Source organism: Agarivorans sp. QJM3NY_29 (assembly GCF_050870835.2).
In the GTDB taxonomy this organism is placed as follows: Bacteria; Pseudomonadota; Gammaproteobacteria; order Enterobacterales; family Celerinatantimonadaceae; genus Agarivorans.
Genome location: NZ_CP194036.2, coordinates 668764 through 692925 on the forward strand (window position 1 = coordinate 668764; position 24162 = coordinate 692925).

17 protein-coding genes and 1 pseudogene are annotated in these 24162 nt (G+C 49.1%); 16 read left to right on the plus strand and 2 right to left on the minus strand.

The annotated features are described in order from the left end of the window. Positions 1-165 precede the first annotated feature (165 nt). A complete protein-coding gene (locus ACRRS0_RS03045; protein WP_432454694.1) occupies positions 166-1176 on the plus strand; it encodes a hypothetical protein in 1011 nt (336 codons plus the stop codon). Positions 1177-1254: 78 nt separating this feature from the next. Here ACRRS0_RS03045 and ltrA read toward each other — a convergent pair. Then, a pseudogene (ltrA, locus tag ACRRS0_RS03050) lies at positions 1255-2584 on the minus strand (group II intron reverse transcriptase/maturase). A gap of 648 nt (positions 2585-3232) precedes the next feature. On the opposite strand from ltrA, the gene ACRRS0_RS03055 reads away from it, so the two are divergent. From ACRRS0_RS03055 to ACRRS0_RS03090, 8 genes are all read left to right on the plus strand, one after another. Next, complete coding sequence (locus tag ACRRS0_RS03055) at positions 3233-3553, plus strand: hypothetical protein (RefSeq protein ID WP_432454693.1); 321 nt, start codon at positions 3233-3235, stop codon at positions 3551-3553. A 786-nt stretch (positions 3554-4339) separates the two neighbouring features. Next, positions 4340-5137, plus strand: a complete 798-nt coding sequence (gene sseB, locus ACRRS0_RS03060; RefSeq protein WP_432454692.1) for an enhanced serine sensitivity protein SseB — start codon at positions 4340-4342, stop codon at positions 5135-5137. A 79-nt stretch (positions 5138-5216) separates the two neighbouring features. Beyond that, positions 5217-5705 carry a GNAT family N-acetyltransferase gene (locus ACRRS0_RS03065; RefSeq protein WP_432454691.1) on the plus strand — a complete coding sequence of 163 codons (489 nt, stop codon included), beginning with the start codon at positions 5217-5219 and terminating at the stop codon, positions 5703-5705. A gap of 917 nt (positions 5706-6622) precedes the next feature. After that, positions 6623-7336 (plus strand): substrate-binding periplasmic protein, encoded by a 714-nt coding sequence (locus tag ACRRS0_RS03070; RefSeq protein WP_432454690.1) that lies wholly within the window; start codon positions 6623-6625, stop codon positions 7334-7336. Between the two features lie 808 nt (positions 7337-8144). Continuing rightward, the gene (locus ACRRS0_RS03075; RefSeq protein ID WP_432454689.1) at positions 8145-9737 is read left to right on the plus strand and encodes an ABC transporter substrate-binding protein; all 1593 of its coding nucleotides are present in this window, start codon (positions 8145-8147) and stop codon (positions 9735-9737) included. Positions 9738-9748: 11 nt separating this feature from the next. Continuing rightward, positions 9749-10702, plus strand: coding sequence for an ABC transporter permease (locus ACRRS0_RS03080; RefSeq protein ID WP_432454688.1), 954 nt, complete (start codon positions 9749-9751; stop codon positions 10700-10702). Further along, the gene (locus ACRRS0_RS03085; protein WP_432454687.1) at positions 10699-11508 is read left to right on the plus strand and encodes an ABC transporter permease; all 810 of its coding nucleotides are present in this window, start codon (positions 10699-10701) and stop codon (positions 11506-11508) included. Before ACRRS0_RS03080 ends, ACRRS0_RS03085 begins: the two co-directional genes overlap by 4 nt. Further along, positions 11483-12865 carry an ABC transporter ATP-binding protein gene (locus tag ACRRS0_RS03090; RefSeq protein WP_432454686.1) on the plus strand — a complete coding sequence of 461 codons (1383 nt, stop codon included), beginning with the start codon at positions 11483-11485 and terminating at the stop codon, positions 12863-12865. The genes ACRRS0_RS03085 and ACRRS0_RS03090 overlap by 26 nt, the downstream gene beginning before the upstream one ends. 420 nt (positions 12866-13285) lie before the next feature. On the opposite strand, the gene ACRRS0_RS03095 is transcribed toward ACRRS0_RS03090, so the two are convergent. Then, the gene (locus ACRRS0_RS03095) at positions 13286-13903 is read right to left on the minus strand and encodes a TetR/AcrR family transcriptional regulator (protein ID WP_432454685.1); all 618 of its coding nucleotides are present in this window, start codon (positions 13901-13903) and stop codon (positions 13286-13288) included. Between the two features lie 228 nt (positions 13904-14131). On the opposite strand from ACRRS0_RS03095, the gene ACRRS0_RS03100 reads away from it, so the two are divergent. The 7 genes from ACRRS0_RS03100 (at position 14132) to ACRRS0_RS03130 (ending at position 23782) form a co-directional block, all read left to right on the plus strand. Next, positions 14132-15976 (plus strand): ABC transporter ATP-binding protein, encoded by a 1845-nt coding sequence (locus ACRRS0_RS03100; protein WP_432454684.1) that lies wholly within the window; start codon positions 14132-14134, stop codon positions 15974-15976. A gap of 92 nt (positions 15977-16068) precedes the next feature. Further along, a complete protein-coding gene (locus tag ACRRS0_RS03105) occupies positions 16069-17736 on the plus strand; it encodes an ABC transporter ATP-binding protein (protein WP_432454683.1) in 1668 nt (555 codons plus the stop codon). Continuing rightward, positions 17736-18677: an ABC transporter permease gene (locus tag ACRRS0_RS03110; protein WP_432454682.1), complete on the plus strand. Its 942-nt coding sequence runs from the start codon at positions 17736-17738 to the stop codon at positions 18675-18677. The genes ACRRS0_RS03105 and ACRRS0_RS03110 overlap by 1 nt, the downstream gene beginning before the upstream one ends. Next, on the plus strand, positions 18674-19624 hold the full coding sequence (locus ACRRS0_RS03115; RefSeq protein ID WP_432454681.1) for an iron chelate uptake ABC transporter family permease subunit: 951 nt from the start codon (positions 18674-18676) through the stop codon (positions 19622-19624). The genes ACRRS0_RS03110 and ACRRS0_RS03115 overlap by 4 nt, the downstream gene beginning before the upstream one ends. Next, positions 19621-20397 (plus strand): iron ABC transporter ATP-binding protein, encoded by a 777-nt coding sequence (locus ACRRS0_RS03120; protein ID WP_432454680.1) that lies wholly within the window; start codon positions 19621-19623, stop codon positions 20395-20397. Before ACRRS0_RS03115 ends, ACRRS0_RS03120 begins: the two co-directional genes overlap by 4 nt. Then, the gene (locus ACRRS0_RS03125; protein ID WP_432454679.1) at positions 20394-21401 is read left to right on the plus strand and encodes a siderophore ABC transporter substrate-binding protein; all 1008 of its coding nucleotides are present in this window, start codon (positions 20394-20396) and stop codon (positions 21399-21401) included. The genes ACRRS0_RS03120 and ACRRS0_RS03125 overlap by 4 nt, the downstream gene beginning before the upstream one ends. A 113-nt stretch (positions 21402-21514) precedes the next feature. Further along, the gene (locus ACRRS0_RS03130) at positions 21515-23782 is read left to right on the plus strand and encodes a TonB-dependent receptor (RefSeq protein ID WP_432454678.1); all 2268 of its coding nucleotides are present in this window, start codon (positions 21515-21517) and stop codon (positions 23780-23782) included. The last annotated feature ends 380 nt before the right edge of the window (positions 23783-24162 follow it).

Consider the following 24162-nt stretch of genomic DNA (forward strand, 5'->3'; position numbering starts at 1 on the left):
GAGTATGAGATATCAGGTGCTATGCACTCTGCCGCAGAGCGGCTTCGTTCAACAAGTTAATCAACTGGACGTATTACGGTTGTCATCATTTTTGCAAAAGAAAAAGACGCAAAAATAACACCAACCTACACGCCAGTTATTAAGGCGTTATGAGGCAAAGTTAACATGGAGATTCGTTTGAATTTGGAAGAGACCGTAGTCTCAGCAGTAAAAGACTTTGCAATATCTATTAACTCTAGTAGTAAAGTTGTTGCTGATATGTCACGTCTTATAAATGCAACTTCTAGTTTGCCCTTATCCAACTTTGATTATTGGGAAAGATTAATTCGTAGTGAGTTTTCTTCAGCAATGGAAACTTCAACGCAACCAAAGTGGAAAATTTGGTTAAACTCTGCACCATTTTTGACGTGGGTTGACTTGTGTAATTGGGATGGTTACAAACGAGAAAAGGCATTACGTACTTTATCAAGTGGCGCTCCAAATAGCTTTTTCTTTACCTTAACTCTCCGTAGGTTAAATGACTGGGTTCCAGAAGTCAGAAAAGCAGCCAGAGAAAAACTACCTCACATAGCAAAACTCACAGATCCTATCCATGTCGCTGAGTCTTTATGTCTGGTCTTATCAAACTGGAATTCTTGGGGGCGAATAGAAGCATCTGATAAAGTGGCTTTGCTTGACATTATTTCCCAAGAAGAGGTTGCGAATGCAATTAAATCAAAAATCATATTTGATGTCTCTGGACCTTTAACTACTATACTCGCTCAAATTGGGCGAACCTCTGTACTTGACGAAAGCTTAAATGAAATCGCTAATGCTTCAGTCCAGCCTGCTGTTCGTGCTAAAGCGTATAGGTGTCAATTTGAAGGTAAAATGACCTGGTTTGAAGGAAGGAAGTGGGAGTGGACTGATATTAGGTATTGTGAAGGCCGTATGATGCCAATTATTTCAGAGAGAGAGTTATCCGTAAGTTTTGAATTTTTGAGTGTATTGAAAAATGCATCTGTTGATCGTTCTTCTATAGTGAGGAGAATTGCTGCTGAAATGCTCATAAAAGAATTAGATAACCTAGGTGATTACTCATTGAAACTTGCAAATATCTTTTCCTCGGATTCATCAAGTACAGTTTCTGAACGGGGAATATTTGCATTAAAAAAACTAAAAGAAAAACAAGTGTAAAGCCTCATAATCGGGTAGCCGGAGGTATCTAGCCTCCAGCCCCCACAACACCCTGCATGCGGCTCCGCACAGGGCGTTTCACTTAGAATAGTGAAGCTTTATCCATCCATCTCGTAGCGCAAATAGACCTTGGGATTTCAAGTAAGCATTCGATAATGCTTGTTGGATCCCCGGTGTTTTCGAGCTCCTCCATGGGCCTTTACTGGTGATACCACACGCCACTGCGGCTTGAACATGTACCCCTCGGCGCATGAGATTCCTCACTTTGGTTCTCGGTTTTCGCCATTGTCGCCAATAGGCCATTCGTACTCTGCGTCTTACCCAATGATCAAGATCGACACACAGTTGATAGCAATTCGCGATCCCAAAGTAGTTTATCCAGCCTCGGAGATATTGGCTCACTTTAGCGAGCTGGTAAGTCATCGAGACGCCCCAGTTTCGGTTGGTGAGGCGCTTTAGCTGTTGTTTAAACCGGTGTAGCGTTTTGGCATGGATTTGCAGCCGTCCCGCTGAAAGTAAACCCTAAGAACTTACTCTTCGCCGTTTTAACCACCTGACTTTTGGCTGTATTAACCACAAGTTTTAAGCGCCGTTGCAAGAAGCTACTAATGCTCGTAAGCACTCGTTCACCCGCACGCTGACTTCTCAGCAAAATGGTAAAATCATCGGCGTAACGAGCAAACTTATGCCCTCGCTTTTCCAGCTCTTTGTCCAATGGATCGAGCATGATATTGGCCAGCAAGGGCGATAATGGTCCGCCTTGTGGTACACCTTCTCGAGTTTGCTGATAGCACTGGTTATGGATAAAACCCGCTCTTAAGTAGTGTCCAATCAGCTTAAGTAAGCGCTTATCTTGCATTCGGTGACCCAGTTTACTCATCAATAAGTCATGATTAACTCGGTCAAAGAATTTAGATAAATCCACATCTACCGCAAAACGTCGGCCTTGCTTGATGATGCTTTGCACTTGTTTCACCGCTTGTTGCCCATTCTTGTTTGGTCTAAATCCAAAGCTGTTCGCTGAGAAGCTAGGGTCAAAGATAGGCGTTAGCACTTGGGCAATGGCTTGCTGGATGACACGGTCGAGCACGGTTGGGATCCCCAGTAGGCGCTTCCCGCCATCGGGTTTATCTATCTCCACACGGCGTACCGGTTTAGGTTGATACTGGCCGTAGCGCAGTTCCGCCGCCACCTGTTTCCAGTGTGCTTTTGCCCAAGCAGGGAAGGCGTCAATGGACATGTTATCTACGCCAGCCGCCCCTTTATTGGCTCGAACACGCTGCCACGCACGCAGAATATTTTCACGTTGTAGCATGTGTTCAAATAGATGTTGGCTAAAGGCTGGCTGCGGGTTAATACGCTGAATCGCATCTACGCCGGTCGGCGAATGGGTGTTCAAGTTTAACAAGGCTCCTCCTTTATTCTAAGTGTTCAGGCCTTCACCGTGTCCCAACCATTACGATGGGCGTTGGGCTACTATGCCGTCTGCTGACTTCTACTTAATCACCAATTGAGTTGCCCCAACTAGCGCTATCGTTGTTCATCGAGTTTGCTCACTTAAGTTGATGAGGCTTAAGTGCCGGGCCTGTTGAACTAGCGGCCAAGCTAGTGAGTTAAACGATCGCTTGTTAAGCAGATCTCCCCACTCTTTGTTTATAAGAAGTAGAACATGCACTTTCTCTTTCTCTGCACTGCTGCATCATTTACGGTGGCCGTTAGATCACATGGCTTCGTTGTCTTGTGCCAACTCGCCTCCAGCCTACGCCTCATATGATGTTCTTGTTCATCAGCTCGCAGGTTTGCGTCCGGCTTCCTTCAGACATTCCCTCGCAGTTATGCCCTTGCCATTCGCTAGTAGTTAGCGTTTAATAATCAAAGTGTTATTAAACGGTGACCTTCCTACAGAGGACTTTCACCTCATTAGTTCATGCCCATGCTGGGCGTACACAAGTCACTCAAAAGGACAAAAAAACAGTTGGTTTTTGCTCCTGCGTCGCTTATTTTAACCAACTATTTTTTGCCTCTTAGTGAGGCGTTATGGTTCAAGGAGTATGAAGTGAAAGAAGTGTTCCCAATAATGTTCGGAGTCTTATTTTGCTCGGTATTTGTCTGGTTTTTCCTTTGCTACCGACTATTCAAAATATTAGAAACTAGGCATCCCGAAAAATATGAATCTATGGGTAAACCAAGCCTCATCATGAATAATTCACTTTCTAGCAATATTACGTTCATGAAGTTTATCTTTAAAAGAGAGTGGCGAGAGCTAAATGACTCAGGGCTGGCAACGTTGGGCAAATTTATGTTGGTTTTCTTTGCCATCTACATTGTTGGTTTTCTAACATTATTATTTTCGGTGCCACTAGGCTATGCACCATAATCGGGTAGCCGGAGGTATCTAACCTCCAGCCCCCACAACACCCTGCATGCGGCGCCGCACAGGGCGTTTCCTGAAAACGGTTAAAATACAACGGCCGATTAGCTCCTTTGCATTCCAATGATGGCTTCTGTTTTTTTGCGCCACCGTTCCTAAGTCCGGTCGGATACGGAGACAATGAGCTGCACAGGCTCCTCATTGATTTTCAGGTTCAAGCCTTCACCATGTCCCAACCATTACACAATAGAACGGCATTGGGACTTTTTATCTAAAAAAACGCCGTCTGCTGATATCGCCATGGAGTGAGTTAAACGATCGCTTGCTAAGCAGATCTCCCACTCTTTGTTTATAAGAAGTAGAACATGCACTTTCTCTTTTTTCTGCGCTGCTGCATCATTTACGGTGGCTGTTAGATCACATGGCTTCGTTGTCTTGTGCCAACTCGCCTCCAGCCTACGCCTCATATGATGTTCTTGTTCATCAGCTCGCCCTCTCTTTAGATAAAAAGGCGTCCGGCTTCCTTCAGACATTCCCTCGCGGCAATGCCCTTGCCATTCGCTAGTAGTTAGCGTTTAATAATCAAAATATTATTAAACGGTGACCTTCCTACAGAGGACTTTCACCTCATTAGTTCATGCCCATGCTGGGCGTACACAAGCAATTTAAGAGTGATTCAGCACGCTTGGCATTTTTGGTTTGGGTTGAATTCAGTGTTTACGTTAGTCAAATTGAGTTCTGCGGCAGCGTGCTTCACACCTTAATCGGGCGTTGATGCCTAAAGGAAGAATCGTGGAAATAACCGAAGAAAATAAACTAGAAGAGATTTTAAGGTTAGCTGCTGACGAGCCAGCCCATCGGCCACAATTCTGTGAAGTACTACTAAGCTCACAGATATTTGTGCTTGGTACAACTGGAATGTCGGGCTCGGACGGAGAAGTGAATCCCGAAGCGGTTGATAAAATTCAAATACAGCATTGGGAAAAGGCAGATGGCTCACCTGTAATTCCGTTCTTTTCCTCGCTAGAAGTGTTGCAAAAATCAATCAATAGCGAAGAATCATATTTGGCCCTACCAGTACGCTCTTTGTTTGAAATGACTCAAGGAGCTACGCTATTTCTTAACCCCAAATCAGATTACGGAAAAGAGTTTGTTCCTGAAGAAGTGGCACACTTGTTATCTATAGGCATAAGTCAGGCTCCTTCTCAGAGAATGGTAGAGAAAGAAACTAAGGTTCTGCTGGGGCAGCCTTCTAATTACCCGTCAAAAATGGTTGACTCACTTACCCAGCTATTGGCAAAACATAGCAATGTTAGAAAAGCTTATCTAGCACTCATGCATGACACATCTATTGACGAGAAACCACATCTAATAGTTGGTATAGAGGCAGATGGTGATATTGAAAAGATTATGAGAGAAGCAGGCAACGTAGCTGGCGATACCGCGCCCAAAGGCGAGCCTGTTGATCTCTACAGAGTCAATGAAAATGATTCTGGTCTTAGCCAATACTTTATAAATCAAACTAAGCCATTCTACGAAAAAAAATGGAGCTTAAAGCTCAAATCGTGGTTTGGTGTAAGCAAGGCATAAAAAGTTACTGCACTCGGACACATACTGCTACGCTTCGTTTTTGTGTCGGTGAGCAAAGCGTTAACTGGCAAGGACTAAAATGGAAGTTTCTCTAGTAAAAATTGGAGCAAAATCTCGTCATATTCTTGAGAGTCTGTTCCCATATTATATTTATGATATGTCTGAGCATATGGGCTGGTCTCCGAATGAGAATGGTCACTTTACGTTTAATAAAAGCAGCTTGGATGTATATTGGAAGCAGGAAGATCATGTTCCATACTTTATTTACGCTGATACTGAGTTAGCTGGTTTTGTTCTGGTTCGAAAGTACCCAACTAACAGGCAATTTTACGATGTTGAGCAGTTCTTTGTACTACGAAAGTTCAAGGGAAAAGGTGTCGGAAAACAAGCTCTGAAATTGGTGACAGCGCAGTTTTCAGGTCAATGGCAAATCCGAGTGCTAATTGGCAATGAAGCCGCTCTAAAGTTTTGGCAGTCTGCAATTTTTGGTTTAGTTGGGGGAAATTACACACTGTCTGAGCAAGTTGATATTGATTTACTTATGCACTTTCTCACGTTTGAAGTTTAGCCAGTTAATCGGGTAGCCGGAGGTATCTAGGCTCCCTCCCACAACACCCTGCATGCGGCTTCGCACAGGGCGCTTCCTGAAAATGTTTAAAATACAACGGCCGATTAGCGCCTTTGCATTCCAATGACGGCTGCTGATTGATTTTCAGGTTCAGGCCTTACCAATTGAATAAGTGAATGCTCTAGCAAGCTTTTGTCCAAAAGTGTGTTTGGGGGGCGGCAGATATACGAAATGCACTATGCCATACTATGGTTCCATTTTATGTCAAACTATGGTTCAAATTTTGGATTTGCATTAGATGTAACGCAGGTCCTTATGTCACTTTATAGTTCCAGCGACAGTTGTTACGGGGCTTTTTTATTGCTGAGGTTTTTAGTAATGGCTAAATTAATCGGTTGTCGTTATCGGGAGCTGGTGGCACTTTTTGGCAGTAGAGCATGTCTATTAAGCGTTGTTCCTAAAGATGATGAGTGTTAGGAAAATATTAAACGCTACTATATGCTTTCAATTTTTTACGAAAATAATTTGAGTTAGAGTGGCGTTGTTGAGCATTTTCAAAGGTGTAATGCAGTTATCTCGGGTTCTTACCTTTTTTATTCAGTGACCTGACCGACAGGCATGCCTAACTTGGTGTCATTTTTGTTCGGTTTCTGCAACGGCAAGGGCCGTTTATATTCTGTTTCTTTTATTTCTTATTTCCACAAGCCATTGGATCCTTTGCTCATAATGTGAGAGTGAGTCTCTTCTCTATCTTTCTGACCTTAATGGAACATCCGTTGCATTGGTTAAACGCTAAAAAGTAAACAAGGAATTTCTGCTTGGAATGAACTATTAACTATATAGGGAAGAGCTGGTGTCTATACCAATTCGTACCAGCGCGAACGATAAACAATGCAAATAAAAAAAGAGATATGCTCATGAAATATCACTTGTTGGTCATTGCTGTGGTGAGTGTTCTACTGACAAGCGCTGGAGTTGCACACGCGCAACAAGTCGTTATTTCGACCTTCTTGGGTGAAAATGCCACTAAAATCGTTGCCGAGAAAGTGATGATGGAGGCCTACAGGCGAATTGGTATCACAATGGTGTTACGACCACTCCCCGGCGATCGAGCCCTTCGGAGCGCGAATGATGGTAATGTGGATGGAGAGCTGTTCCGCAAGGCAGGGATAGAGCACTTATATCCCAATCTACTCAGGCTCCCAGTTCCCATCTCGGTGACTGATTTTGTGGCGATTACAAAAGACAAGCGATTCCTGGTCGACGGCTGGAAAAGCCTCCTCCCTTACCGAGTGGGTTATTTACGTGGGATCAAGTTGATTGAAGTAAACCTTGTTGAAGGGACAATATCGGAAGCAGTGAAGACATATAGGCAAGCCTTTGGGAAACTTGAGTCTGGAAGGAGTGATGTCGTGGTGACATCACGCGCTACAGGATTGATGACACTGAAAGAATTAGGGCTGACAGGGTTGGTTATTTTGGAGCCAACGTTAGTTTCAATTCAATCGTTTCATTACCTTCACGTCAAGAATAAACACTTGGTCGCTCCCCTCACAGCCGCGTTGCAACAGATGGAAAAAGAGGGAATCATTCGTAACATTCAAGAACAAGCCCAAGCCTTCCAACATTAGCTTATGCGAGGCGTTAACCCTCATAGGAGTCGCATAAAATTATTATTCATTGCACTTAACTTCACAGGAAACAAAAACATTCAAAGCATGGGCTGGCTGGTGCTCACGAGGGGCCAGCGCCTGCGGGGGCTCTGCGTAGGTCACCGAGCATGCAAAATTGATCCACTTGGTATTATCCAAAATATTTGGACTATATAGATTGGTATTCAGTAAATCAGGAACTTCAATGGACGAGTTTTCTAGACAGCTTACTATTTGGGATATGTGGAGCGAAAATAATCGAAGAGTGGTTGCTCCTCTTCTGTAGACACTTCTTTCAAATAGCCATTTAGTGTATCAAATGCTAGCTGTCTTACCTTTGCATACCATTAATTGTATCTGTTAGGTGTGATTTAGTTCAAAATGTTATAGTATAACATTTTTATATTCTTCCATTGTATTTATCGTGTTTAATTTCAGCAAGTTCCAACTCAATAAATTGCTATTACTCGTGATGCTCATACTCCCTATTGGGCTGAGTAGTCTTTCACTTGTCCATGCAATGGAGGTGGACCATGATGTTCATGAAAATCACCAGTGTGAAATTTATGATGCGATACAGAATGCCTTAAGCTGCACTATCGATTCAGAGCCTTGTTTAGATAGTGGCCAATGTTTCCTTCGGTTTAATACCTTGGAGGCAGTGGTTTGTTATAAAGAGCTTCCACGAACTCGTTCCCCACCACCATCGGCCTAACTTTTTCTCACTCGAGAACACTTAAAAAATATTCATTTATATAGCGTTAAATTAAACACGTTAGGACTTGTTATGACCGAAATATCTTATGTACGACACAAGAAACGTAAACTTGGCCTTTTGTCTGCCATGCTTATTGTCGCAGCAATCATTGCCATCACTACATTTACCAGCTCTGAAAAATCAGCAGAGTTAATGGTAGCCAATAAAACTAATACCTTGTCGATTAGTGGCCCTTGGGAGATCTCTAGCTTAGATCCTTCTAAACAAGGCTACATTTTAACGCGTCTGCAAGTGATTGAAACGCTGCTCAATGTGGACGCTCAAGGCACTCTTACAGCTGGTTTGGCAACACACTGGCAAAGAAGTGATGATGGTTTGAGCTGGCAGTTTGTTCTGCGTAAAGGCGTGAAATTTCACGACGGAAGCGAACTCGACGCGCAAGCCGTGGTGCGCTCTCTTCGTTATGCACAGCAGAAGCACGGCAGTTTGAATAAAGCTCAAGTGACGCATATTAGCGCAGTGAAAAGTAACGAAGTCAAAATTGACTTAGCCAAGCCTTATGCCGCCTTTGCTGCTTTGCTCACCAACTACTCCAATGCCATTTTATCTGAAAAATCTTACAAGCCTGATGGGACGATTGATGCGCTTTATGGCTCAGGTCCCTATCAAATGGAGAGCTTTTCACCACCTCATAAACTGATGGTGAAAAAATTTGCTGGGTATTGGGGGCAGAAGGCACAGATCAGTTTTGTAAGCTACTTAACGGGTCATCGTGCGGAGAGCAGAATTTTGCAAGCAAAATCGGGAGAAGCCGATATTGTGTTCACTTTAGACCCTTCGATGCTTAGTCAACTTGAAGGCAGTGGTGAAGTTAAGGTTCATCATAACCTGATCCCACGAACCATGTTTGTGAAGCTCAATGCAGGCCATCCATTCCTGCGGGATCCGAAGGCTCGCCAAGCGTTGAGCATGGCGCTGGATCGAGCTGCAATTGCTAAAAATGTACTGCATGCAGAAGGTTCAGAGACTGCGCAGCTGATGCCCAGCTCGATGTCACAGTGGTTTATTCAAGGTATTGATAACAATCCATACCATTTAGAGCAAGCACAGGCGATATTGGCAAAATTGGGCTGGCAACGGAATGAGTCAGGCTTATTAGAGCGTGCTGGTCAGCTATTTAAACTAACCATGATGACTTACGCAGATCGCCCAGAGTTAGCCTTGGTTGCCACCGTGATCCAGGCGCAATGGGCCAAATTGGGGGTCGCGCTTAAGGTCGATGTGACCAACTCCAGCATGATCCCCGCAGGCCATACGGATGGCTCCTTAGCAATGGCGCTTATCGCACGTAACTTCGGTTTTAGTGCCGATCCGCTACCGATTATCAGTAGTGACTTTGCCAATGGAGGGGGAGATTGGGGAACCATGAATTGGAGTAACCCAGGTGTAGACCGCGCGATTGCTAAGCTGCTTGAATCAAATGACGCTGAGCAATCATTTGAGCTGAGTCAGAAGGTTGCGCAAGAAATCTATCAAGATGCACCGGTGTTACCCATTTCAAGCTACAGCCAATATACATCGGTTAATACACGAGTGAAGCACTTTAAGTTTGACCCTTTTGAGCGCAATTATTTTATTAATCAGATGTACTTCGAGCAATAGGGAAGCAAGTCATGTTGTGGGATCTAGCTAAGAAGCGCTTATATCAATTGATCTTGGTTGCTTGGGGGGTCGGTACACTGACCTTTATTTTAATGCGCAGTTTACCGGGAGACATGGCCTATCGAATTGCGGCCAGCCGTTACGGGCAAGATAATGTTGATTCAGCGGCCGCAGAACTTGTTCGCCAAGAATTGAATCTGGATCAAGCTTGGTTTGGTCAGTACCTCAGTTGGTTATCAGACCTTATGCAGTTCAACTTAGGCAATTCACTGGTGAGTGGCTTGCCTGTGAGTGAAACGGTACTGCATCAATTGGGTCACTCATTACTGCTTGCTGGTTTTGGCATTGCATTATCAGTGGCGATTGCGCTGCCTTTAGGCACTTTAACCGCCAAGGAAGTATTCGCGAAAAAGCGCGGTGTATTGAATTTATTGGTGGTGTGGTTCTCTACTTTCACTCGTGCGATGCCAGTATTTGTATTGGGCCTGATCCTGCTTCTGTTGTTGGCGATTGAATGGCCCTTATTACCGGTTGCTGGTTTTGGTACTTGGCGACACCTTGTTCTGCCAAGTCTTACCTTGGCGATCAGCTTGGCCGCCGTATCAAATCGAGTGGTTCACCGCAGTGTTGGTCAGGTGCTTGGTTCGGCTTTTTATCAGTTCTCTCGGGTAAAGGGTTTAAGCGAAGGGCAAACCTTTTTCCGCCATGGGGTGAGAAATATGGCGCTGCCAATTGTTGCCTTTATCGGTATTCAGTTAGTGAGTGTGATCGAAGGGATTGTGATGATCGAATCTCTGTTCTCTTGGCCCGGAATTGGGCATGGACTTGCGCATGCAATCTTTGCTCGAGATATACCGCTTATCCAAGGTTGTGCGCTGACAATGGGTGTTCTGTTTGTTGTACTAAACAGCCTGATTGATGTGCTGTGTTATTGGATTGATCCCAGAGGCTTACAAGAAAAATGATGAAGCAATTTAATATCAATCAAAAGATTGGCTTAATGATATTACTGGGCTTGTTTATTTTCTCGATACTGGTGGGGGGCTTATCTCCCTATAGTATTGATGAACAAAACCTCTCCAGTCGTTTACTCTATCCTAATGCTGAGCATTGGTTGGGCACCGATCATTTTGGCAGAGACATGATGACGCGTTTAGCCAGTGCGATTGGTCTGTCATTCACGCTGGGGCTGCTGTGTGTCTTTAGCGCTTCAATTTTGGGGGTAACACTGGGGGTTTGCGCCGCTTGGGCGGGGGGACGTATTGAACAAGGCCTGGATATTTTAGTGAATATCTTGCTGGCTCTACCTGGCTTGGTACTTGTGTTATTGCTGTCCGCGATAGCTCCGGGTTCGTTTTTGGTGATGTACCTTGCCATCTCATTGGTTCAATGGCTTGAGTACTATCGCGTGACACGGGCCATTACTCGAACCTTAATAGATAGCCCGCAAAGACAAGTATCGGTCATGATGGGCTTTGGTAAGTGGTATCAGTTTAAGCGCCATATCTGGCCTGCAGTTGCACCTTCGGTCTCGACGATGGCGGCCTTTGGGGGAGCCAACGCGATCTTAATGATGGCATCACTTGGTTTTGTGGCTGTTGGGATTCAGCCCCCACTAGCAGAACTGGGGTTGATGAGTGTTGAGTTATTCCCATTCTATATTGAAGCGCCGTGGATATTGGCTCAACCGCTGCTGGTGGTCGCTCTATTGGTGCTAGGTTTTCATTTATTGGCAGGAGCGAGTCGTGAACCTCTTAATTCAGCTGACTGATCTTTCGATTAAAACAAAACAGCTAGAGCTGCTGCAGCCCTTGTCATTTAAGCTATATCAAGACAAACCGGTGACGATTCTGGGTCAAACTGGCTCAGGTAAAAGTTTATTAGCTCAAGCCATTGTTGGTTTACTCCCCAGTGAATTGTCACAGCAAGGTCAGGTTGAGGTCTTCGGTCAAACTCACGACCGCAAGTCGCTGATAAGCTTATGGGGGAGGGAGGTGATTATGCTGCCTCAAGAACCGTGGCGTGCCCTCGATCCTTTAATGCCAGCTTACCAGCAAGTGTCAGAGGTGTACCAGTGCTTACATGATTTAGATGAAGAGGCTGCATTTTATCGCGCGCTAAAAGATTTAGAGCGAGTTGGCCTAAAAAGCAGTGCCTTAAAACGGCCAGGACAACTCTCTGGTGGTATGGCACAGCGCTTAGCTGTGACCTCTGCAACGGCGGGAGGCGCAAAACTTGTTTTGGCCGATGAGCCGACCAAGGGGCTTGATGTTAGTCGTCGAGATGACATTATTCAAGTCCTGATGAACAGTGCCCAAGGTGGCGGTTTGCTTACCATCACTCATGATATTGAAGTTGCTCGTCAGATTGGCGGGGACATTATTGTGATGAAGGAAGGGGTGGTGGTTGAGCAGGGAAGTGCGCAACAAATCTTAAATCATCCACAGCATGCATACACCCAATTACTGATTGCGGCAGATCCTCGTCATTGGAAAGCGCGTGACTACCCGATGATTGAGAAGAAGCCAGTACTTGAAGCGAAGCGTTTAGCGATCGGTCGCAATGGCCTTGCGCTGTCAAATGGGATCAACTTTACCATTCACTCTGGAGAGGTGGTGGGCGTGGTGGGTGATAGTGGCTGTGGCAAGAGCACCTTAGGTGATACTTTGCTGGGCTTGCTAAAGCCGATTGAAGGTTCGGTCAAGCGCTTGAGTGAAGAGGCTAAACCTTATCAATGGTTGAAGCTGTTTCAAGATCCTCCCGCTGCATTGACTTGCAGTGTCACGCTTGGGGTGTTGTTGGAAGACTTGGTTAAACTTCATCAGATTGAGCGCCAGCGAGTTGCGATTTTAATGAGTAAATTAAACTTAGCGCCAGAGCTTTTAGAGCGCCGCAGCACGGAAGTTTCCGGGGGAGAGCTGCAGCGTTTTGCCATTTTGCGCGCAATGCTGCTCGAGCCGGTATTCTTGTTTGCGGATGAGCCGACGTCTCGTCTTGATCCGATCATTGCCAAGGAGGTGATTGAACTATTGGTTGATTTAGCGAAAGAGCAAGGTTGTGCGCTGTTATTCGTTAGTCATGACCCCTATCTGATTGAAAAGCGCTGCGATACGGTGCTGCGTTTGTAAACGACTGGAAGAGCTGTGCTCAGAGTCGAGGTGATTTAGGCGGGCGCTTCAATCATCTCGACTTCACATCGGCTCTGCTGAATTAGGACTTTTAGTTCACCAGCAGGGAGCATCGAAGAGTCATTCATGTGTGAGTGCTGACTTGCATCGGGCGATAGTTTTGAATTCAAGTCGGTAAGTTCTATCTGTCACTCATTGTCAATTGGGGCACTCTCGGTGCCCCAACTTAAGTACATGCCGCGCCAATTTTTGTCATCCTTTCAAGCTCATCGTGAAACCGCCAGTGACACGACAATACACTAACTAAGCATTGCCGATTTTAATGCTGCAAAACATGTGAATCTTGCTATTGCAGTCTTTAGGGGCGACCAGAGCCTGGCACGTCATGGCCTTTAGGACCAGCGCCGTGGTCGCGCATGTTTAAACTGCGGTCCCGTTCTCCAGCATCACCAGAGCACCGACGATGAGTGCATGCATCCCGCGAATCAGTTCTTGCTCCATTTCGCTTTCTTCTGCATCGCGGTCTGCATTCTCGATAGGTTCTCGATCGGCGACCGAATATACCGTGTCCGACACCGCGATGCAGTGAAATGCCACCGTGGCGAGCAGCCAGCGAGCCTGTTCCTTTGAAAGATCATAGCTGCCTGCGATGTGGTTTTGGTGCTCATCGATCTTTGTGATCATGGGTTGAGTAGCCGCCAACCGACGGAACACATAGGGTGCCAGCCCAGGATATGCCTTGATGAACTTTCGGATTGATGCGGCAAACGCGATCAGATAGTCCTTCAGTTCTTCGGGCTGTTTGTTGTCGGGTTGTGGGATTTGCCAGCGACTGAATATCTCCTCGGCGACCAGCGATTTGAGCGCTTCTAAACTCGGCAGGTGCTTGTACAGCGCCATATGACTCACCCCCAGGGCGGCCGCAACACCGACAAAAGTGATGTTTGGCAGGCCTATTTCAATGCCGACCTCGGCAATTCGTTGGCGTGTGATGGTTGGTGGGCGTCCCCGCGTGGCACGCTGTTGTGGTGATTTCATCTCTGCTCCTCGGTCGTAGCGGCAGCTACGATCTCATTCTAACCCATTTTTTAGCTATTTAGTTTAGTGGTTGCAACTAATTCGATAATTAGTTTATAGTAATGAAACTAATTATCATTCGTATGTAGTTGGTGTGCCGATCAAGATAAGGTTTTTTGTTACAAAACCGCTTGCTGGCTAGAACAAAACGCCTGTTGATGGCGCGTCTTTTTAGCTCGAATCACGGGCTTGTTTGGTTTTTATTTATTGTATTTATTGGAGTTTTATTTCTTGAGCACGAATAAGGTAGCTGTAGTCAAGACCAAAGAACCGAGTCCAATCAGCCAAGTATTGAGCCCCATTCGTGGACAATTGGCCGTGGCCGCGATACTCGCTGGCGTGGGCAGCATGCTGACGTTGGTGCCGCTGGCTGGTATCGCGAATATCGCTAAGATCGTCCTTGGCGATGAGCATCTCGCGGCAGCTGGACAAGCGCAGGACGACATTTGGTGGACGCTTAGCATCAGCGTGCTCTGCATGTTTGTCGGTATGGCGCTGCTGTTTGCTGCTGAGCTCAGCGCCCATCTGGCCGACAATCGCATTACCTATCACTTGCGTCTTGCCACCGTCGATCGTTTGACACGGGTGCCGCTGGGCTGGTTTACAGGCCGAGCGTCGGGCGAGGTTAAGCAGGCGATGCAAGACGACATCGCTACGCTACACAGCTTGAGCGCACACTTTTTCACTGCTGTTGGGCGTGCCGTAGGCGCCATTTTAATTTCGCTTATCTATCTGTTGGCACTGGATTGGCGGATGGCCATCGCCGCACTGTTGCCGTTTCCGGGCTTCTTCTTATTCTTGCATTTCGCCATGAAAACCGGTGGTGCCAACATGCAGCAGTTCGTCGCTCGACTGGCACGGATCAATGCCGCGACGGTCGAGTTTGTGAATGGTATTCCTGTGGTGAAAGCATTCGGCGCAGCTGGTAAGGCGCACGCCGGTTATCGAGAGGCCGTGGATGCCTTCGCCGATGCCTTCGTTCGTTTCACCCGTCCGCTGGTCGCAGCGATGGCTCATGCTCATGCGATGATCGCCCCAGTAACGGTGTTGGGCATTGTGTTGGCCTTTGGTGCGGTGTTTGTGAGCCTTGGCTGGCTTGAACCGGTAGAGGTGCTGCCGTTTGCCTTAGTGGCACCGGGGATCTGCGCGCCGCTGCTGCTATTACACACCTTGCTGCACGATCTTGGCAGCGCCACGGGGGCTGCGCAGCGGGTGCTGGCATTGCTAGAAACGCCGGTGCTGGAAACGCTGGAACCGGACCAGCAGCAGCTCCCGACCAGTCATCAAGTTTGCTTCGAGAAAGTCAGCTATTGCTATGGGGAGAACTCTCAGGCTTTGACGAATCTCAGTTTTACGCTGGAGCCGGGCACTGTCACGGCGATTGTTGGCCCCTCGGGCGCGGGTAAATCGACTCTGGCGCGCTTACTGCTCCGCTTTTTTGACCCGAGCGAGGGACGGATCACCCTTGGCGGTGTGGACTTACGGCACATCGAGACTTCGCAACTCTATCGCCGCATTGGCTTTGTGTTACAGGAGGTGAACCTGATCCATGCCAGCGTGCGCGATAACATTGCGCTGGGGCGGCCAGCGGCCAGTCAACAGGAAGTTGAACACGCGGCGCGGGCCGCCAACATCCATAAGCGTATTCTCGCTTTGCCGCGTGGCTACGACTCGGTCGTGGGTGAGGATGCTCAGCTTTCCGGGGGGGAGTGCCAACGGCTCAGCATTGCCCGCGCCGTGCTACTCGATCCACCGCTGTTGGTGCTCGACGAAGCAACGGCGGCGGCTGATGCCAGTAACGAAGTGGCGATCCAAAGTGCGCTGTCACGCTTCGCGCAGGGCCGTAGCTTACTGGTCATCGCACACCGGCTCGACACCGTGATGCACGCCGATCGGATTTTGGTACTCGAAGACGGCGCGATTACCGAACAAGGCACCCATCAGCAGCTACTCGCGCAGGATGGATGCTATGCGCGGTTATGGGCTAAAGGCGATTACCAAGGGTCAGCAGTATCGGAGGCGCAGCCATGTTAAAGACATTGATTGAGTTGTTGGGCGAGGATGCTCTGGTATTGCGGCGCTACATTTGGATGGCGGTTATTTATGGCGTGCTCTGCGGGTTGACCATGACCGCATTGGTGCCGGTGCTGCTCCACCTGTTGGGCGGCGATGTGCCGCAGATGGTGCCATGGTTAATCGTGCTACTGAGCTGCTTAGTTATTTGCTGGGTCTTGCGGCGCTACGTGGAGCAAGCTGGTGTTCGAGTGGGGGTGGCCATCTTGCGGGGGGCACGCCATCGCCTCGGTAACCATGTGGCAGAATTGCCAGTCGGCTGGTTCTCGCCACAGAATACGGCTCGACTTAGTCACGTTGTTACGCAAGGGATGATGGCCGTGGCTCAGCTTCCGGCACATGTGTTCACCCCAGTCATTGCTGGCGTGGTTACGCCGATGGTGCTGGTGGTCGCTTTGTTTATGCTGCACTGGCCATTGGGCTTGATTGCGTTGTTGGCCTTGCCACTACTGACGGGAGTGCTTGCCCTCACCGCGAAGCTCTCGCGCCGCGCCGATGATGCCTTTCATCGACATTTTGCCGATGCGAGCCAGCGGGTGGTGGAATTTGCTCAAGCTCAGTCTGTGTTACGTGCCTTTAACGGTGAAGGTGGTGGCATGCGCTTGCTGGAGCAAGCGCTAGAGAAGCAACGCCAATCGGCAGCGCGATTGATCTGGCTGTCGGCCGGGTCAACGGTCCTTAATACTTGGGCCGTGCAGGCGGTGTTTGCCGGCTTACTGCTCGCAGCATCGTGGTGGTTGAATAGACACCTTGAGGGAGGCATGGCAACCAGCAGTATCGCTGCGGTCATCGTCGCCCTGTTGCTGGTCAGCCGCTTTATCGACTCGCTGCTGGAAGTGGCCAGTTATAGCGAGGTGTTGCGAAGCGCGCGTGGCCAGCTGGATACGATTGGTGAGTTGTTTGCGGTTGAAGCCTTACCGCAGCCTCACATATCGCAGACACCGCGCGATGCCTCGGTGGAACTGCGAGCAGTACATTTCTGTTATGCGCCAGGCGAGCCTGATGTATTACGCGGGGTGAGCATTCGTCTCGAAGCGGGCAGTATGACCGCGTTGATCGGTGAATCCGGCTCCGGAAAAACGACCCTGGCTCGGCTCGTGGCGCGTTTCTTCGACACGACTCAAGGCAGCGTACTGGTTGGTGGCGTGGATGTTAAACAGATGTCCAGCACACAACTGACAGCGCAAATCAGCCAAATCTTTCAGGACAACTACTTATTTATAGGCAGCATTGCTGAGAATATCCGCATTGGCAAACCCGATGCCTGTGATGCAGAGCTGCTCGAGGCGGCGCGCTTGGCTGGTGTCGTCGAGATCATTGAGCGTTTACCACAAGGGCTGGATACCCCTGTTGGTGAGGGCGGGACGCGTTTGTCCGGTGGAGAGCGACAACGCATCGCCATCGCCCGTGCGCTACTCAAAGATGCGCCAATTTTGCTGGTCGATGAAGCGACTGCTGCGCTAGACGCGGAAAATCAGGCAGTGATTGCCGAGGCTTTGGCACAGCTGCGCGGCCGATGCACGCTGCTTGTGATCGCCCATCAGCTGTCTACGGTGGCAATGGCTGATCAAATAGTGGTACTGGAAAAGGGCCTGATTGTCGAGCAAGGAACACCGCTGCAGTTGCGCCAGCAGCAAGGACAATACACGCAGTTCCTCGGTCAGCGCAAAGCAGCAAAAGGTTGGCGTATTGCTGCCGCATCAGATGGCGTGGATTACTGATGCGTGCCAGCCTATTTGGCGTGTTCTGCCTACTTTGTGGTACATCGTTGCTGCTCGGTGCCCAGCAAATGGCATGGTCTCAGGTGTTTTCGCTATCCAGTGATACTTGGCTGACCTTGACCGCGAGTCGGCTGCCACGCTTGGCGGCGTTGGTGCTAACTGGCGTCGGGCTGTCGGTCTGTGGCGTGATCCTGCAGCACATCGTGCGCAACAAGTTTGTCGAACCAGCCACCTCGGGTGGGCTGGATGCAGCCAAGCTCGGCATTTTAGTGGCATTAACCGTGGCACCGAACACTGGGACTGTAGGGCGGATGTTGTTCGCGCTGGCCTTTTGCTTCGCAGCAAGCTTGATCTTTGTGGCGATTATCCGCCGCATTAAATTAAAAAACTCGATCCTGGTCCCTGTGATGGGCTTGATGTACAGCGGTGTGCTCAGTGCTATCGCCGAATTCTATGCTTATCGCAACAACATACTGCAAAGTATGCAGGGCTGGTTGCTGGGTGATTTTTCTAAGATTGTTCAAGGTAACTACGAAATCATCTACTTGATCCTCCCGATCGTGGCATTAAGCTACCTGTACGCGCAACGCTTCACGGTGCTGGGGATGGGGGAAGGCATGGCGACAAGCCTAGGACTGAACTACTCGGTCACGGTGAGTCTGGGCTTGATGCTGGTGGCCGTCACCGTGTCAGCCACAGTGATTACCGTGGGGGCAATTCCCTTCGTTGGTCTGGTTATTCCCAACCTAGTCGCACTGCACTATGGCGACAACCTCAGTCACAGCTTGCCTGTGGTTGCGCTGAGCGGTGCATCACTGTTGCTGGCCTGTGACATTCTCGGTCGGGTGCTGATCTATCCATTCGAGGTGCCTATTGGCTTAACCGCAGGCGGCGTGGGTGGCGTGTTATTTCTGGTGTTGATCTTCAGGAGGCTGCGATGAAACGCATCACTTCTGGCTATGCTGTGTGGATGATAGTCATCGGATTGGCTATCTGCTTCTTGTTTTTCCGCTCGGGACTCGATTTTGATTATGTGATTCCTAAGCGCTGCTCCCGATTGGTGGCGATGCTGATTGGTGGCGCCTGTGTTGCCTGGTCATCGATCGTGTTCCAAACCATCACCGGCAACCGGATCTTGACGCCAGCGACCATGGGCTACGAGGCGGTCTATCTGCTATTTCAATCGCTGCTGATCCTCGTCATGGGGACGCAGAGTCTGGTGGTACTGGGTGCAAACGGCAACTTTTTATTATCTATCGGCTTGATGCTCGGCTACTCCTGGGTCATCCATCGCTGGCTATTCCGAGAGGGTCAGCATGATGTGTATTTGCTGTTGTTGTTGGGGCTGGTACTCACGATGGTGATCAGCACCTTCACCTTATTTGTTCAATTCCAGGTCAGCCCTGGTGAGTTCTCGGTACTGCTCGGCTTTAGTCAGGCGTCTTTTGGCAAGGCAGAGCCTGAGCAGTTACTGGTTGCGTTGATGCTGGTTGGCGCGGTGTGGATCGTTGCATCTAAGACCTTGCCAACGCTGGATGTGCTTTCCCTAGGGCGTGAGCAAGCGGTATCTCTTGGCGTAGATTACCAGCGCTCGGTGCGGCTCTACCTTGCTTTGATCGCCGTACTGGTGGCGGTTTCGACGAGTTTGCTTGGGCCTACCGCCTTCATGGGCATCTTCGTTGCCAATACCAGCTATGCACTGGCTGGTAGTTTCAAGCATCGGGTCACCTTAGCGACTGGCTGCGCGATTGCGGTTGGCATATTTATCCTGGCCCAGCTTGCAGTTGAACACATTTTTAATTACCGAACTACCGTCGGCATCTTGGTCAACCTGGTATGCGGCGTCTGGTTTCTGGCGCTGATGATGCGCAAGCGAGGAACGACATGATTACCGTTAATCACCTTTCCAAAGCTTATGGTGACAGAACCGTACTTTCCGATGTAAATCTGCGCTTCCCAGCGCAGCAGCTCACGTCGCTGATCGGCCCCAACGGCGCGGGTAAAACGACCTTGTTGATGACGATTGCCCGGCTACTGAAGCCAAGCCATGGCGATATTTTGATTGAAGGTTGTCGAGCATCGGAGCTGCCTATTGGTGACTACGCCAAGCGTGTCGCTACCTTGCGCCAGTCACCGGATTTTAACTTGCGGCTAACGGTTGAGGAACTGGTCGGCTTTGGCCGCTTTCCTTATAGCCGAGGCACGCTGAACGCTGATGATTATCGGGTGATCGACGAGGCCATCGCCTTCTTGACGTTGGAGCCGCTCCGTGAAGCTTATCTCGACGAACTCAGTGGCGGGCAGCGTCAGATGGCTTTTTTAGCCATGACGATCGCTCAGCAGACACCGTGTCTGCTGCTGGATGAGCCCTTGAATAATCTCGACATTAAGCATGCCGTGCAAATTATGCGTGCGCTGCGTCGTTTATGTGACGAGCAGGGGCGCACAGTCATTTTGGTGGTACACGATATCAATTTCGCAGCCAATTACTCCGACCACATTGTGGCGATGAAGGGCGGTGCGGTGCATTGCTCCGGCTCGGTGTCGGAGGTTGTGACCGAGGCGCGGTTGGGTGAGCTATACGAGCTAGATTTTGAGATCGCGCAAAGCGAGCGCGGATGCCTATGCAACTACTTTAACCCATTAGGAGAACTGAAATGAGTTTCAACCACCGACAAAGGCATTGGGCCTTGGCTTTGCTGATGAGCGTCACGTTCGCCATACAGGGCTGCCAGCCGCAAGCCGAAGAATCGGTAGCCAAAAGTGCACAGTTAGCAGCGACTAGTCAGTCTTCGTTACCCGCCTATCAAGCGATTACGATCCAGCACCAACTGGGCAGCACCGTGATCAACAAGTTACCGCAGCGGGTGGTTGCTCTAGATATGAATGAAGTTGATTTTCTCGATCAATTGGGGATTCCGGTTGCAGGTATGCCCAAGGATTTTGTTCCACATTTTCTTGCGAAGTATAAGAGCGCTTCGCAAGTGGTGGATACAGGCGCGATAGTTCAGCCCAATCTGGAGCGGGTACATGCGGCCAAGCCCGATCTGATCCTGATCACTTCACTACAGGCCAAGCATTATAAAGAACTGAGCGAGATCGCCCCGACCATCCACTTCGACGTGGACTATCGGGATAGCCGAGTTAGGCATATCGAGGTTGTTAAGGAACACCTTCTGAGCTTGGGGCGAATCTTTGGCAAACAAGCACTGGCCAAGCAGAAAGCCCTTGAGTTAGAAGCCAAGGTTGAAGAGGCTAGGCGCATCATCCAAGGTCGTCCCGAAAAGGCCTTGATCGTGCTACACAACAACGGCGCTTTTAGTTCCTTTGGGGTGCAGTCCCGCTACGGCTTTGTATTTAATGCGCTGAATGTAAAGTCGGCCAGCCCGAAGGGCGCAACCGGCTTACATGGTCAACCAATTTCCAGTGAGTTCATCCGGCAGGCCAATCCAGACGTGATCTACATCGTGGATCGCACCGCCGTGATGGAGCACCGATCAGCTTTGAACGCCGAGACGCTCGGTAATCCCTTACTGCGGCAAACCAATGCTTGGAAAAATGGGCGCGTCGTTTTTGCCGATAGCGAGGCTTGGTATGTCACGGCAGCCAGCCCTAGCTCTTTAGCGCTGATTATCGATGATGTCGTTGCTGGCTACCAAAACTGAGTCATTTTAGCGGGTCTCGCGGAGCGTACCCAAAGTGTAACAATCTCATTTGAAAGCATATTTTTATCACCTAGCGGTGAGCTAATTCAATTTAAACTTGAAAGGAGTCAGACATGACAAAACGTCGATATAAGCATCGTAAGCAAGGCCTTGTGCGGCAGACCGCGTCTGCAAATTCTATATTTGCCGCTCATTCTCCCGCTGTCTTGAACCAAAAAAAACTGCTACTCGGGCTCACGCTCAGTGCCTTGACTGTGGTGGCATCACCAGCACTGGCGCAAACCAGCGATAAGGAAACCAATGCCAATAAGCAACAGACCTCGTCTCGTGCTGCTGAAGATGTGACCGTTTTATCCCCGCTGAAGGTGGTTGGGGCAGCCCCCTACGCCGGAGGACAAGTGTCTACTAGCGGTCGTATGGGTTTGCTCGGCGACAAAGATTTTATGGATACACCGTTTAATACGATTAGCTATACAGAACAGTTTATCGCAGATCAGCAAGCCAGGGATATTAGTGAGGTGATCGCTAAAACCGATCCCACGGTGTTTATGAGTGGCATCCCAGGTGAAAGTAACGAAGGCTATTCGATCCGCGGTTTGCCATCCAGCGTTGGTGATGTGACGATTAACGGCTTGGCTGGCATGGCGGCCTATTATCGCAATTCGCCGGAAATGTTCGAACGTGTCGAAGTACTCAAAGGACCTTCTGCGTTGCTTAACGGGATGCCGCCGAAGGGATCTGCGGGGGGCGCAGTTAACTTGGTCACCAAGCGTGCCGGTAACGAGGCATTAACGCGTTTTACGCTTAATTACATGTCTGACTCGCAGTTCGGTGGGCATGTCGATCTAGGTCGTCGCTTCGGCCAGAAAAAGCAATTTGGGATCCGTTTCAATGGTGTGTATCGTGATGGCGATACTGCGGTGAATACGCAAGACAAAAAAGTCTCGCTAGCTTCACTCGGGCTGGATTGGCGCGGCGATCGGGCGCGGCTGTCGGTCGATCTTTATCGTAGTATGGAGCGCTCGAATGGTTTGACTCGGGGGATCACTCTAGCCCCCGGTTTGGCGGTACCCACACCACCAAGCCCCGATGTTTCGTGGAACCCGCCCTGGGCTTTCTATGAAAGTACCGATAAAGGTGCCATGCTGCACAGCGAATACGATCTAAGTGACCAACTCACAGCTTATGTGGCTGGGGGGATTAGCAAGACCGAATTTGACTCAAATATGGGCGCTGCTCAAGTATTTAATGAAGCGGGAGACTTTCGGATTAACTTCAGTGGCGTGTCCGACAAAGTGGAGAGAAAGTCGGCAGAAATTGGACTGAAAGGTCAGCTTCGAACGGGTCCGGTGGGCCATCAGTTTGCGCTTAACAGTACCTATTACGATGAAGATTATCAGTTGAACGGTTTTAGAAACCTTTTGCCGAATGCTTGGGTGACAAACATCTACAACCCGGTATGGGGTCCAGAAGTCGAACGTCCTAGCAATATCCCAGCGCTTACCAAAACCGATACTCGCTTGACCAGCTTTGGCTTAGCGGACACATTGTCGGTTTTTGATGAGCGGCTACAACTAACGCTTGGCTTACGCCGTCAACAGGTGAGCAATGACAGCTATAACGGTGCAACCGGACAGCGGATAGGGCTTGCTTATGACGAAAGCGCCATCACGCCGGCAGTGGCTGTTCTTGTTAAAGCCACCGAGAAAATGTCTGTTTATGCGAATTATATTGAGGGGCTTAGCCAAGGTGCGATGGCACCCAATACAGCGGCAAATGCGGGTGAAGTGTTCGCGCCCTTCAAAACCAAGCAGAAAGAGTTTGGATTTAAATTCGACTTCGGTGAATTTGCCCACACGCTTAGTTTGTACGAAATTGAGCGTCCGAGCAGCTATACCGACCCCGTCTCTAACGTTTTTTCTTTCGGAGGGGAACAGCGTAACCGCGGAGTGGAATGGGGTTTCTTCGGTTCACCGCTGGATAGCGTACGCTTGATGGGGGGGATTGCCTACTCGGATCCAAAGGTGATGAAGGCTGCTGACCAAGCCAATGAGGGCAAACAGGCAACGGGCGTGCCTAAATGGCAGGCGAAGCTGGGAACGGAGTGGGATATACCAAGAATGCAAGGTCTAACATTGACCGCCAATCTAAACGCGGCTTCCAAGCAGTATCTTAGTGCAGACAACTCGCTATCGGTTTCTGGCCGTACCGTGTACGACCTCGGCGCACGTTATGTCACCGAGCTATCGGGTCGTCGACTAACCATGCGAGCAGCGGTTACCAATTTGACCAACAAGGCGTATTGGGCAAAGCCTAACTTCACCAGCTTGGCGATGGGCGCCCCGCGAACCTTCCAGCTATCAACAACGCTGGATTTCTAGCTAAGCCATTAATATCGTCACCAAACTGGCATGGCCGTGAAGCGAAGCATCGGCAGCTTTTGTTTGCCATTGCGGGAAAACGCCAGCGGCCACTGCCTTTCATGGTGCCAAGGTGAACGACCGGCACTGGGTGGCTAGTTTATCGCCTATTCGTCGGCGATAGTTCGTCGGCGATAGTTCGGCCGCTGTGCTTGCTTGGTTAAGCGGGATCTAAGGTGTTGTTTGTTTATTTGGTGATTTCTACGGTGGGGCTTAACGGGCGTAACTTGAGTTGCGGGAAAGGTGAGCCCCACACGCTGATTCTGCCTCATCAACGAATAGCAATGTATTAGACCCGCTGCTCTAACCGGTCTATTAACGATTGAAAAAGTACTTTAAGG

Excerpts from the sequence above, each read along its gene's own strand:
- ACRRS0_RS03045 (WP_432454694.1), top strand. The coding sequence starts at position 166 with ATGGAGATTCGTTTGAATTTGGAAGAGACCGTAGTCTCAGCAGTAAAA.
- ACRRS0_RS03065 (WP_432454691.1), top strand. The coding sequence starts at position 5,217 with ATGGAAGTTTCTCTAGTAAAAATTGGAGCAAAATCTCGTCATATTCTT.
- ACRRS0_RS03070 (WP_432454690.1), top strand. The coding sequence starts at position 6,623 with ATGAAATATCACTTGTTGGTCATTGCTGTGGTGAGTGTTCTACTGACA.
- ACRRS0_RS03075 (WP_432454689.1), top strand. The coding sequence starts at position 8,145 with ATGACCGAAATATCTTATGTACGACACAAGAAACGTAAACTTGGCCTT.
- ACRRS0_RS03080 (WP_432454688.1), top strand. The coding sequence starts at position 9,749 with ATGTTGTGGGATCTAGCTAAGAAGCGCTTATATCAATTGATCTTGGTT.
- ACRRS0_RS03085 (WP_432454687.1), top strand. The coding sequence starts at position 10,699 with ATGATGAAGCAATTTAATATCAATCAAAAGATTGGCTTAATGATATTA.
- ACRRS0_RS03095 (WP_432454685.1), bottom strand. The coding sequence starts at position 13,903 with ATGAAATCACCACAACAGCGTGCCACGCGGGGACGCCCACCAACCATC.
- ACRRS0_RS03105 (WP_432454683.1), top strand. The coding sequence starts at position 16,069 with ATGACCGCATTGGTGCCGGTGCTGCTCCACCTGTTGGGCGGCGATGTG.
- ACRRS0_RS03110 (WP_432454682.1), top strand. The coding sequence starts at position 17,736 with ATGCGTGCCAGCCTATTTGGCGTGTTCTGCCTACTTTGTGGTACATCG.
- ACRRS0_RS03115 (WP_432454681.1), top strand. The coding sequence starts at position 18,674 with ATGAAACGCATCACTTCTGGCTATGCTGTGTGGATGATAGTCATCGGA.
- ACRRS0_RS03120 (WP_432454680.1), top strand. The coding sequence starts at position 19,621 with ATGATTACCGTTAATCACCTTTCCAAAGCTTATGGTGACAGAACCGTA.
- ACRRS0_RS03125 (WP_432454679.1), top strand. The coding sequence starts at position 20,394 with ATGAGTTTCAACCACCGACAAAGGCATTGGGCCTTGGCTTTGCTGATG.
- ACRRS0_RS03130 (WP_432454678.1), top strand. The coding sequence starts at position 21,515 with ATGACAAAACGTCGATATAAGCATCGTAAGCAAGGCCTTGTGCGGCAG.